Source organism: uncultured Bacteroides sp., assembly GCF_937912035.1.
Classification (GTDB): Bacteria; Bacteroidota; Bacteroidia; order Bacteroidales; family Bacteroidaceae; genus Phocaeicola.
Genome location: NZ_CALDPF010000020.1, coordinates 1 through 15,402, shown reverse-complemented (window position 1 = coordinate 15,402; position 15,402 = coordinate 1). Strand labels below are relative to the sequence as shown.

The 15,402-nt window shown below is 31.3% G+C and carries 19 protein-coding genes; 5 read left to right on the top strand and 14 right to left on the bottom strand.

The window, feature by feature from the left end; all coding sequences use genetic code 11:
- Positions 1–21: 21 nt before the first annotated feature.
- The 5 genes from Q0486_RS03055 to Q0486_RS03035 all read left to right on the top strand — a co-directional run bounded on the left by Q0486_RS03055 (position 22) and on the right by Q0486_RS03035 (position 5,851).
- Entirely contained in the window at positions 22–3,036 is a 3,015-nt protein-coding gene (locus Q0486_RS03055; RefSeq protein ID WP_299230236.1) for a tail fiber domain-containing protein, read from the top strand.
- Positions 3,026–4,294: a hypothetical protein gene (locus Q0486_RS03050; RefSeq protein WP_299230235.1), complete on the top strand. Its 1,269-nt coding sequence runs from the start codon at positions 3,026–3,028 to the stop codon at positions 4,292–4,294. The genes Q0486_RS03055 and Q0486_RS03050 overlap by 11 nt, the downstream gene beginning before the upstream one ends.
- Positions 4,294–4,683: an aspartyl protease family protein gene (locus Q0486_RS03045; protein ID WP_299230234.1), complete on the top strand. Its 390-nt coding sequence runs from the start codon at positions 4,294–4,296 to the stop codon at positions 4,681–4,683. Before Q0486_RS03050 ends, Q0486_RS03045 begins: the two co-directional genes overlap by 1 nt.
- Before the next feature lie 118 nt (positions 4,684–4,801).
- Complete coding sequence (locus Q0486_RS03040; RefSeq protein ID WP_299230233.1) at positions 4,802–5,218, top strand: hypothetical protein; 417 nt, start codon at positions 4,802–4,804, stop codon at positions 5,216–5,218.
- 21 nt (positions 5,219–5,239) lie between these two features.
- Positions 5,240–5,851, top strand: coding sequence for a hypothetical protein (locus Q0486_RS03035; protein WP_299230232.1), 612 nt, complete (start codon positions 5,240–5,242; stop codon positions 5,849–5,851).
- Positions 5,852–6,025: 174 nt separating this feature from the next.
- Here the strand turns inward: Q0486_RS03035 and Q0486_RS03030 are convergent, their stop codons facing one another.
- The 14 genes from Q0486_RS03030 to Q0486_RS02965 all read right to left on the bottom strand — a co-directional run bounded on the left by Q0486_RS03030 (position 6,026) and on the right by Q0486_RS02965 (position 15,358).
- Entirely contained in the window at positions 6,026–6,454 is a 429-nt protein-coding gene (locus Q0486_RS03030; protein ID WP_299230231.1) for a DUF4494 family protein, read from the bottom strand.
- Between the two features lie 14 nt (positions 6,455–6,468).
- Positions 6,469–6,738, bottom strand: coding sequence for a hypothetical protein (locus Q0486_RS03025; protein ID WP_299230230.1), 270 nt, complete (start codon positions 6,736–6,738; stop codon positions 6,469–6,471).
- Positions 6,739–6,836: 98 nt separating this feature from the next.
- On the bottom strand, positions 6,837–8,933 hold the full coding sequence (locus Q0486_RS03020; protein ID WP_299230229.1) for an AAA family ATPase: 2,097 nt from the start codon (positions 8,931–8,933) through the stop codon (positions 6,837–6,839).
- A 1-nt stretch (position 8,934) separates the two neighbouring features.
- The gene (locus Q0486_RS03015) at positions 8,935–9,720 is read right to left on the bottom strand and encodes a helix-turn-helix domain-containing protein (protein WP_299230228.1); all 786 of its coding nucleotides are present in this window, start codon (positions 9,718–9,720) and stop codon (positions 8,935–8,937) included.
- A gap of 2 nt (positions 9,721–9,722) precedes the next feature.
- Entirely contained in the window at positions 9,723–9,875 is a 153-nt protein-coding gene (locus Q0486_RS03010; protein WP_299230227.1) for a hypothetical protein, read from the bottom strand.
- Between the two features lie 240 nt (positions 9,876–10,115).
- A complete protein-coding gene (locus tag Q0486_RS03005) occupies positions 10,116–10,298 on the bottom strand; it encodes a hypothetical protein (protein WP_299230226.1) in 183 nt (60 codons plus the stop codon).
- A 5-nt stretch (positions 10,299–10,303) separates the two neighbouring features.
- The gene (locus tag Q0486_RS03000) at positions 10,304–10,771 is read right to left on the bottom strand and encodes a hypothetical protein (protein ID WP_299230225.1); all 468 of its coding nucleotides are present in this window, start codon (positions 10,769–10,771) and stop codon (positions 10,304–10,306) included.
- Positions 10,772–10,782: 11 nt separating this feature from the next.
- A complete protein-coding gene (locus Q0486_RS02995; protein WP_299230224.1) occupies positions 10,783–11,880 on the bottom strand; it encodes a DNA polymerase III subunit beta in 1,098 nt (365 codons plus the stop codon).
- 299 nt (positions 11,881–12,179) lie between these two features.
- Positions 12,180–12,473 carry a hypothetical protein gene (locus Q0486_RS02990; protein WP_299230223.1) on the bottom strand — a complete coding sequence of 98 codons (294 nt, stop codon included), beginning with the start codon at positions 12,471–12,473 and terminating at the stop codon, positions 12,180–12,182.
- A gap of 245 nt (positions 12,474–12,718) precedes the next feature.
- On the bottom strand, positions 12,719–13,522 hold the full coding sequence (locus tag Q0486_RS02985) for a recombinase RecT (protein WP_299230222.1): 804 nt from the start codon (positions 13,520–13,522) through the stop codon (positions 12,719–12,721).
- Positions 13,523–13,531: 9 nt separating this feature from the next.
- Positions 13,532–14,524, bottom strand: a complete 993-nt coding sequence (locus Q0486_RS02980; RefSeq protein WP_299230221.1) for a hypothetical protein — start codon at positions 14,522–14,524, stop codon at positions 13,532–13,534.
- A gap of 49 nt (positions 14,525–14,573) precedes the next feature.
- Positions 14,574–15,005: a single-stranded DNA-binding protein gene (locus Q0486_RS02975; protein WP_299230220.1), complete on the bottom strand. Its 432-nt coding sequence runs from the start codon at positions 15,003–15,005 to the stop codon at positions 14,574–14,576.
- Complete coding sequence (locus Q0486_RS02970) at positions 15,002–15,163, bottom strand: hypothetical protein (protein ID WP_299230219.1); 162 nt, start codon at positions 15,161–15,163, stop codon at positions 15,002–15,004. The genes Q0486_RS02975 and Q0486_RS02970 overlap by 4 nt, the downstream gene beginning before the upstream one ends.
- A gap of 18 nt (positions 15,164–15,181) precedes the next feature.
- A complete protein-coding gene (locus Q0486_RS02965; protein ID WP_299230218.1) occupies positions 15,182–15,358 on the bottom strand; it encodes a hypothetical protein in 177 nt (58 codons plus the stop codon).
- Positions 15,359–15,402 lie beyond the last annotated feature (44 nt).

The window sequence follows — 15,402 nt, the reverse complement described above, 5'->3', positions numbered from 1 at the left end:
AAGGTAATTTATAACGGAACTATGAAGATAATATCACAGAGCATTCCACATACTTACAGAAACAAACGGTTAAAGGTTAGATCATATTCTTTTAATACACCATCATTTACAGGTGGTACTCATTCGCATGGTAATTTATCCATTCTCGACATTATTAGTAGCGATGATGTTACTTGGTTACAAGCTATTAAAGCTAAAATATCCATAGATGGTACAAACATTAAGGTTGATACCAATCTATACACTACAGGTGGGATAACCATGTTTGGAAATGATGGGGAAGTAGATATTCCTACTATATTTGATAGTTTACCTATAGATGGAACAACTATTTATTGGGACAATGGCATATTAAAGTCTGCAGGAAGTAGTAGTGCTATTACAGAAATAACATCTGAAATGGTTGTATCTGCTCTTGGTTATACTCCTTTTAATTCTGATAATCTCACCAAAGCCAACATAAAATTTATACTTGGTATTGCTGATTGGGCATTAGCTGCTATAAAGCCTAGTTATAATTATACAGAAATTACAGATACGCCTGATCTTAGTATTTATGCTCTTGCAAAAGATATTCCTTCGCTTACAGGTTACGCAACTACAGCATCTGTTAATACTTCTTTAGCAGGTAAAGTTGATAAGGTTACAGGTAAACAATTATCTACTGAAGACTTTACAACAGCTTTAAAAACCAAATTAGAGGGGTTGAGTAACTATAATGATTCAACTATCTCATCTGCTATCAATAAACTAAGAGAAGATTTCGATACATTGGTTAGTGGTGATACCACTACAGCTATCAAGTCTTTTAATGATATAGTAGCATTCCTTGATGGTATTACAGATACAGAAGACCTTGAAAGTATTATTGCTTCTATAGAAACACAGATTGCAACCAAGCAAGATATTATTAGCGACCTTGCTACAATTAGAGCTGGAGCTAAAAATGGAGCTACTGCTTTGCAAAGTTATACCGAGAAATACACTGGTACTGTTACTAGTGTAGCTACAGGAGCAGGTCTTACTGGTGGAGCTATCACTAGTTCAGGTACTCTTAAATGTGCTCTTAAATCTGAAACTAAATCTACTCTTGAAGCTACATCTATGGGATCTACTTCAGGTAGACAGTATGCTGTAGGTTTGGATAAGAATGGAATATTATCAGTAAACGTTCCATGGACTGATAATAATACTATTTATACTCACCCTACTACATCAGGAAATAAACATATACCTAGCGGTGGATCAAGCGGACAAATATTACGATGGGGTGCTGATGGTACAGCTGTGTGGGGTAATGATAATAACACTACTTATAGTGCTGCAACAATAAACGCAGCAGGTTTAATGAGTGCTGATGATAAGAAAAAATTAGATGGTATTGCTAGTGGTGCAAATAATTACACTTTAACTAAATCAGCAATTGAAGGATTGCTTACAGGAAATATAACTACTCATACTCATAGCCAATATTTAACAGGTATTACATCTGCATTGGTTACAACTGCATTAGGTTATACTCCTTACAACTCTGCAAACTTTACTAAAGCTAATATTAAATCAACTTTAGCTATTAGTGATTGGGCCTTAGCAGCAAATAAGCCTTCTTATTCATTTAGCGAGATAACAAGCAAACCTACAACTCTAGCTGGATATGGAATTACAGATGCTGCTCTTACTAGTAGCCTTAGTAATTATTTACCGTTGAGTGGTGGAACAATGAATAACAATGCAGGAATTTATTTTAATAACAATGTAACAGCTTGGGATTCAGCGAATGGTCTACAAGGTATAAGTAATCTGTCTTCAGATTCTGCGTTAGGATATTGGGCAGGAATAAGTTTCAAAGGATATTACGGTATTCAATTAAGAAGTTATGGTGGTACTACAACTAAATTACAGTATAGGGGTAACAATTCTACTGCTTGGGGCGCATGGTATGATATTTGGCATTCTGGGAATCTAACTGATAATAAACAATTATTAAATGGAGCTGGATATATAACAGGAATTACTTCAACAATGGTTACAAATGCTCTAGGCTATACACCTTATAATTCCGCTAGCTTTACTAAGGCCAATATAAGAAGTACCTTAGGCATCAGTGATTGGGCTTTAGCAGCAAGTAAACCAACTTACACATACTCAGAAGTAGGAGCAGCAGCAGCATCTCATGGTACTCATTTATCTGGCAATGCCGCTCTTACAAGTAGTAGTAATTCTGCTGTAAATGCTAACGATGTTACATATAATATTATTGGTTATTATACATCAAACGGACCTGCTACTACTTTAGGAGCTTCTACAAATGATGGCGCACTTTATAGTCAAGCATATAATGCTTCTTGGATTGCCCAAATAGCTCAAGATTATCGCAATGGTAATTTATTTATTAGAGGTAAAAATAATGGAACTTGGCAATCTTGGAAAAGAGTTGCTTGTAGTGGAGAAGCTCAACCTGCTTCAGATGTTTATGCATGGGCAAAAGCTGCTACTAAGCCTTCTTATGCTTTTAGTGAGATAACAAGTAAGCCTACAACTATAAGTGGTTATGGAATAACTGATGCACCTACTAAAACCGGTACAGGAGCAAGTGGAACATGGGGAATTAGTGTTACAGGTTCATCTGCAAGTTGTACAGGTAATGCTGCATCTGCTACAAAGCTACAAACTGCAAGAACAATTTGGGGGCAGTCATTTAATGGCACAGGTAATGTTGATGGAGATATGACTGTTACCGGTAATATCTTAACGACTGGTGGTGTTACTATGTATTCTGACAGAAGATTAAAGACAGATATACAACCATTAAATAATAGAGGATATATAACTCCTTGTAGTTACGTTAAAGATGGTAAGAAGGAAATAGGTTTCATTGCTCAAGATGTACAAGAAATATATCCAGAATTGGTAAAAGAAGGTGAATATCTTAGCCTTAATTACTCACAGATGACGGCTATACTTGAAGCACAGATAATAGAGTTAAGAAATGAGATTAATGAACTTAAAGAGGAGTTAAAAAAATATGGCAGTTAAAGTAGAAGATATTGGTAAAAATATAAATGCTTATGGTAATAGTGTCAATATTAATGAACCATTGACATACTTTAAAAATGATGTAGTAATAAATAAATGGAATAAATATAAGCCCTATTCTAATAGTGCAAAATTTTTAGATTTAAGCACAGATCCTTCACCTGTTGGTCAGATATGGGGAATGAAATACCCAATAGCTCAAGCAAGTGATGGACTGAATCTTAACAAGGTGTATATTAATCATTCAATGGGAGCTGCTGCTTATCCAAATTGGGTATATCAATATATTAATGATGGTGACCCTCGAAGATTGGGAGATTTAAAAGAATATACTCCAGCAGCAGAAATACCATTCAGAATGGATGTGCAAAATTATACTTCATCAGTAAATCTTTTTGATAGTAGTTCAATAAGATTAGTTATGTATAAATATAATATTAATAATTATTTTTCTTCATTAGGAGAATTCTTTCAAAAGTTAGATAATAATTATTTTTTTGTTGCTGAATTATATGAATATAATTCCCAAATTCCTGTTTACGGGCATGAAAATTGGAATTATAAATATAAAAGTGAAACCCCATTAAAAACAGCAGGAAGTGAACTATATATAGATGTTGATGTATCTAAATTCGAGAATAAAACATTTGAGATACTGATGGGGATACAAAAATATGAAAGTGGACAATATCAACCACAATCAGCTATAATGCCACCAAGAGAGATGACTGGTTATTATAGAAAAATATCATTCTTTACATTATTTAATAGAAGTGTTTCTAATGGTTATTCTGCATATTCACCTATTGAAAGCACTTCTCCTTGGAGAGCAGCAAGTACTGCATCTTCAAATCCAGTGTCTATGAATGGAAGTGCAAATTTATATATCAAATTTGATATACAAAAAAATGGAGTTCCAGTATATGTAATTGGTCCTGGATTTAATATGAATAATATACCTTCTGGTAGTAGGACTATTATGTTTAAAGTTCAAACTGTAGGAGAAGGGTATAATAACAACAATCAAGAAGTTGGAACACCAATAGACCCTACTACAAGGCAGAATATGGCTAATGGATATGCTTTAATTAATAGTGGTTCTGGTGTTCAAACTGTAGGTTTAAATTTTGCAAATCTTATAAAAGCCTATGGTAAAATAATATATGTAATGTTTTTCTATTCTACGGATGGCGGTAATACATGGAGTTCAAATCCTATGAGCTATAGTATGAATATTCATATAACAAGAGGTACATAATGAAAAGAGTAAAAAGCAAATCAGAAAAAAGACTTATCATCGAAGGATTAGTAAATGGCAAGTCAGCAAACTTTCTAATAGATACGGGGGCTTCAATAGCCCTCATATCTGAAAGTCATCGTAAAAAATTCGACCTTAAAAGGAGCAGAATTTACAATGGAACTATAATAGGAGCTGGGGGTGACATAGGTACTTGCTATGTTTGTGACACGTTTCCTATAATCAATGGTAAACCTTTTCCACAATTCATATTAGCGGACATTGATAATATAATAAATTCCATTAAAAGAGAAACTGGCATAGAAATATTAGGTATTATCTCATTACCGCAAATGAGAATGAATGGCATACAAATAGATGCAAATGATAATGAAATTATCTTTGAATAATTTGGATATGTGAATTTTTTTTACTATATTTACTTATTAAAGTAGGGTAGTATTATAAGCTTAATAACCTATAATGCTACTTTATAAGCTTAATAACCTATAATAAATTAAAGAGAAAATGAAGAAATTTAAATTAGCAGAAGCGTACAAAGTGCTGAACAATAGTAGCACTAAAGTCACAAAAATGGAGGAAAATGATAAGTTTGTTGTTATTGACATAATAATGGAACTTAAACCTATCTCCGAAGAAATAAGTGAAGCTATCGATATAGCAAGGGAAAAATTAAAGGGTGAACATCATGATGAGTTTATGGCTAAAGTTCCAAAATGGGAAGAGCTAAGTGATGAGGAAAAGATTGAAATAAACGCTTATCTATTTAAATACAATAAGTCTATTGAAGATTCAATTGCTAATCTTGTACAAGAGGAGGTTGAATTAACAAAAAAACTATCTAAGGAAGCATTTAAGAAATTTTGGGCAAGTAATGATTTTGACGTTCCTACTATCGTGATGCTATCAGAGGTTTTATGTTAAAAATATCATAAGTTTTGTATTATGATAAGTTATACAGATACTAAACATAGGTTAAATATGAGGGGTATGAGTTTTACCCCTCTACAATTTTCTTTTGCAACTTTGGTAGCTATCGGTCTTGATAAATATGAAGCATATAAGATTACTATTAAAGAAAAAGAATACACTAAATTAAAGGGTGATAATGTAGAATCATTTGAGGAAAAATGCAAGAAGGAATGTAAAATACTACTTGAACAGCAAAATGTTATTGCACTTGTAGATTTATTAAGGCAAGAGTACGAAAGACAAGTTACTGAAAATGCGTTAAACATTGATGATATATCATTAAGTCCTAAGCAACTAAAAAACATATTAGGAAAACTTATCGTTAATGGTACTAAAGCGGATAATGGTAACAATAATATAGAATTGATAAAGTTAGTAGATAACTACATGAAAAACTTTGCGCCATCCAATGAGGGAGATGCTGAGTTTGCAAGGCATTTTATTCAAGTATATCCAAAACCTTTTAATGGTGTATGCCCATTTTGCAATAAAGAAATAGACATTCCATTTGGTTTAAGTTTTACAACTACATGTTGTGGAGGTAAAATGGTATGGGATGAGGAAAAAGATAGATATGTATATTAATAAAAAGGAGAGTAACATTTGTTATTCTCCTTTTTCGTTTATATATTTAATTTAGTCTGCAAACATCTAATATTTACAGATAGGAATATACATTTTAGCCAAGTTGTATGTCAATGTTATAACTTCTATCATTTATAAAATTAAATGGCTAAAACATACACCTCTGCTTGTAAATTAACTTTCCATAAATATATCCAAATAATTAGTTTCAATTACACCGCTGATATCTAAATCATAATTAACGCCACTCATGTATGCTTTGAACAAATTAGTAGCATTTTCTGTACTATCGCTCGCTACAACATAATAGTGTTTTTCTTTCTTTACCTTACCCCTTTCATCAATGTAAGAATATACATTCTTTATTGTATAATATTTAGGCTCTTCAAGCAAATCGTTAGGAATATATTCTTCATATTTAACACGAGATATATCCTCAATAGTTAAAAATTCTAAACACTCTTCCTTTAAAAGATTCTGTATTCTAACCTCTACTTCGCCAAAAGTCCAACCATTTACTAAATAGTTTTCAGTTACTTTCTTTTGTTTACCATCAATTTCTTTGAGGTAACTAATTCTAACGGAGAATAAATTTACATTCATAATTTCTAAGTTTTTTATTGTTCTTTTTTATAATATTGAAATATTTTATTTACTTTTTCATAGTGATAAATAACTGAGCGTGACCTATCTAACACCTCTCCTACATGCTTATAGCTATATCCTTTATCTCGCAATGCGCAAGCTATAAACACTCTATAACGAAAATATTCATCACTTCTACAATCACATTTTAAGATTTCATCTCTTATACCATATTTTTTTATTAGGTACTCATAATCTTCCTTGATTTTCTTTCTTTCGTATTCATCTCTTATTTTACTCATATCATTTGTTTTTCAATGTACGTTATATTTGTTTTTTAAAGTGAGATAAAGATAGTGATTATTTTTCAAACCACCAAATTTATCAACACTTTTTTTAATTAAAATGGAATTTCACCAACTTCTTCGTTCATAATATCATCAAAATCAACTTCTCTATCGTTGTAATGATAATAACTATCATCTTGTTGCATATCAAGTTTCTGTTGAACGCCTTGTTCTTGCCATGAATAAACTATATGTTCATCCATAGTGTTCTTTAATCGCCTACTCTCCATCTCATAATACATTCCAAAAACTTGGTCTACAATACCAAAAGAACGATTCTTACACAATTCAATAACAGTTGAATATTTCATGTATTCTGCGACCTTTTCCGCACCCCAAAACTCAGTTGCACGTTTCTGAAAGTCATTACCTACACGATGAAGAATGATTAAGTTATCACACATGTTTGTTAAATCGGCTGTACCGCTTATTGATTCTTTTCTCAATAAAGTATTAGCGTTTTCTTTTCTTGGATGGCATACTAAGAGTATGTGAATATTTGACTTCTTAGCGTAATCCTTTAAATCGTATATAAACTTTGTCTGTTGAGAATACTTATCTCCATCATATGTATCAAGATTCAGAGCCATTAGGTTATCCAATATAACTAACTGAACACCATTCTCTTCCACGCATTTTTTTACATCATCAAAAATCTGTGCAAATTTATTTCCATACTCATTATTGTACAAGAATATCTTATCATCTAACCATGAGTTTATTTTATCGCAAACATTTTTAGGAGCATAATAAAAATTATCATATCCCTCTTTTTTCTTCACGTAATTCTTACCTGCTGCAATCTGATTAATCCAACTCTGAAATCTGAAATCTTGTAATTCGCCTGACCAACATGCACATTTATATCCTCTTTGCACGATATTCAACATAACACAATCTAACCATGATGACTTACCCGCTCCACTTAATCCTGAAAGCACTGTGACCTCACCTAATAGTAAACCCATTACCTTTTTATCAAATTCCACATATCCTGTTGGCAAAGCAATTAACTTACTAATATCAATATAGCGTATGTCACTCATTTTCAGCCATTTCTTACCTTTAGTATCATCTTCGTTCTGTGGAACAAAAGCTGGTTTTGCATTACCATTATAGTATCTTTGCTTGAATTGATATTCGCCATACTCTTTTTTTGAATAAGCGTCAGGCTCATAATGCAATCTAAAATCCTTAAAAGTAAACTGAGAACACGAGTTATGAAGGCATTTAAAACCATAACTTCCATCTTTCATCCTAAAAACTGCTGAATCTGGGGCTGAATGAGATGAATTAAATGGGCATTGAGCTAATACATATTTCGTGTAATTGTTAGTTTCAATTTTATTACTTATAGCTATATTGTGAATATTAAAAAACTCATCCAAATCAAAGGTAGATGCTCCATAATTATTACTCCTATCCTTAATAATTGGTTGTGGCAAGTAAGATGCTACCTTATAAAAATATTCGTTAGGTGTAGCTTTTACATCGCTTGGAACTTTCAATATAGAGCTACATCTTTGCGGTCTTTCAGTAGTGTTAGCTCCCTTTCTACTATATGTTCCATAAAGCTTGCATATCCTACTTGGATTGAACGTAGAGCAGTCAATTTTGATTTTATCAGTGCTAAAATACATATCCAATACTTGTAGAAACTTTTTCATTATGTCAGTATTCTCAAGGTTAGATAGCATTGCTTGTTTTAATAATAAATGATAACCATTAGCACTATCACAAACAACAGGCTGCTCAAATCCCTCATCACGCAAGAACTTGTATATATTATTAACAACTTCTTTAGCTAATTCTTTTTCCCCATCAGTGCTATTCGTATCAGATGGTTTATCAATGTCTATATCTATCAAACACCATTTTCTCGCAATTATTTCTGTATCTGATGTGGTGGATTTAGGTTTCAATACAATCTTATTGTGTTGCTCTCGTGAATAGCAAGCATCATCAATAACATTTAGAGTAAAATATATATTACAATGGTCGAATTTCTTCACTTCATTTAGCAGCGTTTCTATATCTGTAAAGTAACCACTATATACTCTCTTGTCGGAAGGATTCATTATACGAATTTCTACTAACTCATTGTTATCCTTAAAAATGTCATACCATTGGCGAATTGTTGTTTCTTCCATTTTATTTATAAATTTGTCCGTTAATAACTACCTTCTTTTTACTTTCATCAACATTGCCATCTGTAACATTGTTAATGATAGCTTCATATAACTTACGTTCGTACATGTTCTTACTAAACTCACCTTCCAGCAATCTATTGAAGCATGATTTGGTATCATTGATAATCCAATCAAAGGTAGCTTTCCATCCTTGCTTGTTATCACCCTTGCAGAACTCACTTGAAGCAATGATTTTGAAACATTTGATTAAATCTTCAACATTGGCATTGTTGTTCTTTAGCGTATTGGCAATAGCTTTCTTACGCTTAGGATTAAGCTCACGAATGGTTGCTAACATACAACAAATCTCTTCCCATTGCTGCTTGATGTAATCATAATCAATCTCATCTTTCTTGGATATAGATTTATCTATATCTTCTTTAATGTTATCTTTATTAGTATATGTATATAGTATGTTGTCGTTAGGCACAACCCTGCCTTGCTCTTTTGCACAACCCTGATTTATACTTATCGACAATGCTGATTTGACAAATCTTCTTCTTCCATCAAATAAAGTTTTTATAACATATCCTTTTTTTATTAGAGATGACAACACCTTATTTGCACTTGTTTCAGATATTCCTAAAAGTTTAGATATGTATTCATTCGATATATAACAATCTTTATCATTTGTTGTATAACTATCTATTTCGATAAACAATATCTTCTCATTCCAATTTAAATTATCATCTTTCCAAATGTCAATAGGAATCCATATACCCTTAACTTGTCTTTTATTTTCTTCCATTATTAGTCCTCCCTTACAACTACAAAAATCGTATTGTCAATTATTATCGTATCAAGCTGTCTTTTTTGAATCATAACTCTTACCATTTGTTTACATTTGCCTATTTTTTCGGCATACGTTTTAAATCTCATTAACTTTTTAGTTTCTACTATCATATTCTTTATGTTTTTAATTATGTCACAAACAAACACTATTTTTGTGACAACCATTTTTAAAATATTAAAAAATATAAGTCTTATTTTTATGAATAAAGCCTATTTAAGGATTTATTATAATAATAACACCTATATGCCCTCTAATTTAGTGTAAGAGGGGATGTAAATAGCTACTTTTACGCTTCAATGGATAACTTATATCACTTGAGTACAAAAATCGCTAAAATAGGAGTATATTAATTAAAAAAGCATACCTTGTGTATAAGGAGTAAAACTTGCATCATATCTCATGTTATCACCTTTAGGATAAGGAACAATATTATATATAAGTTTTTTTCTCATATCCTTAATCTGTCTTTTATCGCATGAGTAAATTTTATATTCATTATTACTCAATTCAAATTTATCATTTTTATTTTCCATATAAATTATTTTATGATTTTAATCGTTATATCTTTTTCATGCAATCTAAAACTATCATCAGGATGTATAAGTAAATCTATACGCTTCTTATAACGCTGATTCATTACATCACGAACTTCGTATACACCCATACCTTTAACTTCGATTAGTTTTGGTTTATCTTTAGGAAATAACGCCCACAAATCTCTGCTAACGGCGCACCATTTTATCCTATTATGTTTCAACTTTGTCAAATCAATCTTACTACCATCAGCCGTAATCAAAAAATCATCATCACATTGCTCTTTAGTTGGCTGATATACACTCATAGAAACATTTTTAATGATACGTTTCACTACAAATGTGTCAATAACAATAATATCATTATTTGAATATAGTTCTTCTTTAGGATGGGTATTCCACCCCAAAAAAAATCCTATAAATAAGCATGCTATCGCATCAATAATTGTAATTTTTCTATTTTTCTCTCTCATTATTCGTTGAATTAAATTAACATCATAGGTGTCAAGACAGATATACTCTCACATCCTTCTTGAGATAATACGCAAGCTCTTGTTTCATCAGCTAAGGATAATAGAATCTCTTCACCTTCAAAAATATTCATGCAATCAATAAATTTTTTAGCGTTAAATGCAATATTCAAGTTAAAATTACAATTTATATCAAGCTCTTCTTTAGCCGATTTACCGAAATTAAAATTTTCCGAACTGACAATTAATTTATTTTCACTAAAAGACAAGCGTACCATATCATTAGGTGATGATAACGAACATCTACTGAAACTTTCAGTAATATCTTTTTTATTTATTTTAACTCTTAGAGGATTATCTCTTGGTATTACAGCGTTATAATTAGGGAATTTACCCACCGTATTTCTTGCTACAATAATAGTATCACCAATAGTATAAACGGTATTAGTATCACCTACTTTAATATTGCAGCACTCTCCCATCTTTAAATTATTTAAAAGTACAGGTATGACATTTTTGTTGATTAACATTTCAAAATCTACATTGTTTTTTTCTGCATCACCTACACGAAATACAGTTAATGTAATATTTGAAGCTGCGCAAAACTCAAACATTCCGTCTTTTATACAAAGATGAATTGTTCCAAAAATAGGTCTTAGAGAATCGTCCACTAAAAAAGGTGCTGAGTTAGATATAGCATAATATAAATCATTTGAATCTATATCTATTGCTAAATTATTATTAATCTTTGATATTTCAGGAAAATCTTTTGCATCAGCTAAGGTGATATTATACTTTCCCTTACTATGCTTAATCGTACATTTATCTTCCTCTATGATAATGTAGAAACTCGCATCATTGATTAATTTCACGTAATTAACTACCTCTTTATAAGGCAATAAGAAATTACAACTTTCAGATAGCATAATCGTGCCATCAAATTTAGTGCTTATAGCTTGCTCCCCATCAGATGAAATAAAGCGTAATACTCCATTTTCTTTTAACATACACTTTACGTTATCTAAAATAGGAAGAACTCTGCTTTTTCCTGCGAATGAGCCACCAAGAATAAACGCTTTTAAGAAATCACTTTTTTTAAACTCAATTTTCATTTTACTTCATTTTTAATTTTTACTCCACAAATATAATAATAAATTTTACAATCGCAAAATTTACGCAAGTTTTTTTGCATAAAAAAAGGAGTGCCGTAAGACACCCCTTAAAAACTTAGATATGAAAAATGAAATTTGTAAAATAAAATATTTTTTCTATTGCTTCATTATCATAATATATGATAGTAATGCAAATTACAAGAAAAACGCCCCGCAGTATATAGTGATTAAACTATAAGTGCGAGGTCTTTACAATCCGTTTAATGTGCGCATCATGTAAGATTGCTTTTGTAATTAGATTAAATTTTTTCTAACGTTCTACCACTATCTGTCATGATATAATAGTAGTAAGCTATATCCTTATATCTTGAATTATCTAAAATAAAAAACGACTTTCCATTATTACCTTTTATTAAGGCTCTAACTTGTGTTGAATCATACTCTTGAAATTCAGACTTCATAATTTCATCAAATTCAGAAGTTTTGCCCTTTACTAATTTAGTATATGCATCTCCCAACTCATGGCACTCCACAACTTCCTGTGTTGGGAATCCATTTTTTTCTGTTAATTGAATAATTCTTAATGTGTACATTTATTTATTTATTTATGTATACAATGCCAATATTGGCATTGTGGAGGAAATTGGTAACGCTCCAATTCCTATGGATTTTCAGTCCATCGCTTCTACTTAGTTAGCTTCTCCTCCGATGCTACCTACTAACTTTCACAAGCTCTCGGTAACTTTGCATGTATCAGTAAAATTAAATCTATACAAATATAATACATATTTTTTTATTATGCAAATATTTTAGCAATTATTTTTCATAAAAAAGAAAATTATTCTGTAACATCTTCATAATCAGTGAATTTAGCACTTGTTTCGGCTGCTTTAGATAAATCAATTGCATCTTCCTCGTTATCAATATAACGTACCTCATTATCTTTCAATACTGCACTATCCGATTTAATAGCATCCATCATTTCAATAGATAGCGGAGCGTATTTAGAAAGCAAACGTTTGATACAAGTCTTTTCATACATTGCAATCTTGCTATCTTTCTCTTGCCAAAGTCCATATCCCTTCCTATATGTTTGGCTATACTTCTTACCATGTGCCTCAAGTTCCTCAACGGACATATACAATTGCTTGCTGAATCCATTCATAAGTTCAAACATGGCAACTACACCAACAACGGGAGCTTTATCTCTATCCTTATCTAACTTTTTAAATTGCAATTCACCACTTGCAAAATCCTCACCTATAATTTCGCCCTCACGAACATCTCTTACATTAATCTTCTTAAATTGCCCACTTCTCAACGCTAATTGAACGTATGCTTTTGCACCTAATTGAAATTGAGCAACTTGTGTACCATTTTTCCTATCATTGTAAGGTAATACATAACACATACCTAATGATGGTTCAAGTGGTAAAGATAACGCACTTGCTTTAAGACAACAAAACATAACTGTACTTGGGTCGCAATCGGCTAATGCTTTATTGCTTGATACCAAAGCAACCATATTGCTTACAAACGTTTGTTTCTTTTCGCCTAATACATTATTCAAATACTCTTGTGTTCTACCATTCTCAACCATTGAGTTGAACTTCTGCAATCCTGTTTTCTTTTCTGTACTCATAATATTTTTTTAGTTTTTTAAATCTCCAATAATACAATTACCTTTAACCGTACTTTTTTTACTATATTTTTTATACAAATTTTTATGTTCTTGTTTAAACGCATTAGTATCGAAAGATACTTTTTCGTAACTTTGCTTCAACTTGATATACTTGCCTAAATCTACCAATTCAATTTTCTCTGTGATGTTCTTTTTAATCATAACATCATAAAGATAAGACCTCAATTCTTCTTCCGCTTTTTCCATTTCCTTTACCTTAGCGTATAATTCAGTCTTTTGGAAATCCCATAATTCCCTACATAATGCTATTTTATCTTGTATAGGCTCTGGCAACATAGCACTTTCCATTGGAACAATATCACGTTCTACATACTCTTCTATCGTTTCAAGATATTTATCTATGATACTCATAGCTTGAGATACATTAAACAATGGCTTATTAAATCGTATAGTTTCCGTTTCAATCTTACTTGGGTCTAATACTCCATCAAAATCTGCACTTGGATAATGTGATAACATTAGTTTAAATTTCCAACCATTTCCTAAAGATTCCGCATACTCTTTGCCTAATATGCTCTCAATGAATAATTGATTTTGATAAGTTTTTCTTGATGCTTTAATATCCTTGTTGGTACATTTATTTTCCACCCAAGTTAGAATCTTATTATCCTCATCCACAAGCATATAGTCAATGTGAACTAATAGACCAACATTTTTAAACTTATACTTTTTACTCTCTATTCTTGGATTAGACACCCATCTGCTATCTTGAGATTTCAGCATATCGTATATTAAACATTCAACGGTATCACCAATTCTCATAGCTTCTGATGTAAAACCATCCTTAGGCTGCTTTATTCCCTTCACGATAGCAAGTCTTTCTTTAGCACTTTCGGGTACACTACCCAAAGAACTAACTTTGGATAGTATATTTGCATCCGAACCACCTAAAAAGCCTACTCGTGAACTTATAATCTCATCTTTATATTCAAATTCAGACATATTTTTTTTTTGTTATTTCACAATCGAACTTTTCCATCAAAACTTTTACTCAAAATGGCATCTCATCATCAGCATCAAGCGGAGGTGTAGGTTCTTTCTTAGCTTGTGTTTTGTTTACTGCTTTTGGAGCTTTAGCAGAATCATCACTTCTATCTTCATCTACAATTACTACCTTTTGAATATTGATATTCCAATCTTTTATAGTAACACCTTGCTTGTTTACATATTCAGCCAAACTTCTCTTACATTCAACTGATATTTTATTACCCTTCTTGTAATTAGCATAAATTTCTTCTGCTACATTTTCCCAACATGTGCAATTAAAATATTCACAATGCAAAAAATCTGTACCATCTTTTTTCTTTAATGTATTAGAAACTGAAATATTAACTTTTAAATACTTCTTGCCTGTTGCTGTTTCTGCTATCGCTAAATCATTGCATATTGTACCATAAATTAGCAGTTTATAACTTTCTCTCATACTTTTTCTTTTTTTATTAATTTACCAATTAGTTTTTTTGTTTTTGAATCGCATATCTCCATGCCTATCTTTAAAGTTAACTTACCATCGTAATTCATTACAAATTTATAAAATTCCTTTGGAGTAAGGAAATATTTTATACCATTTTCTTCAAACATATCATGTAAAATTATTAATTACCACCAAAATATTCCTCCCCATAATACGAAAAAAATTAAAAAGGAACTCAACCATGCTATTGACATAAACACACAAGCAAATGATGCTTCTTCTTTGCCAATAATTATAAGCCAAATAAGAAATAAAATTCCTACTATAATCGCTACTAAGTTATACCAAGCTAATGTTATCATTTGTTTTTATATTAAAATACTACTTTCACCGTTGTTCCTTTTCC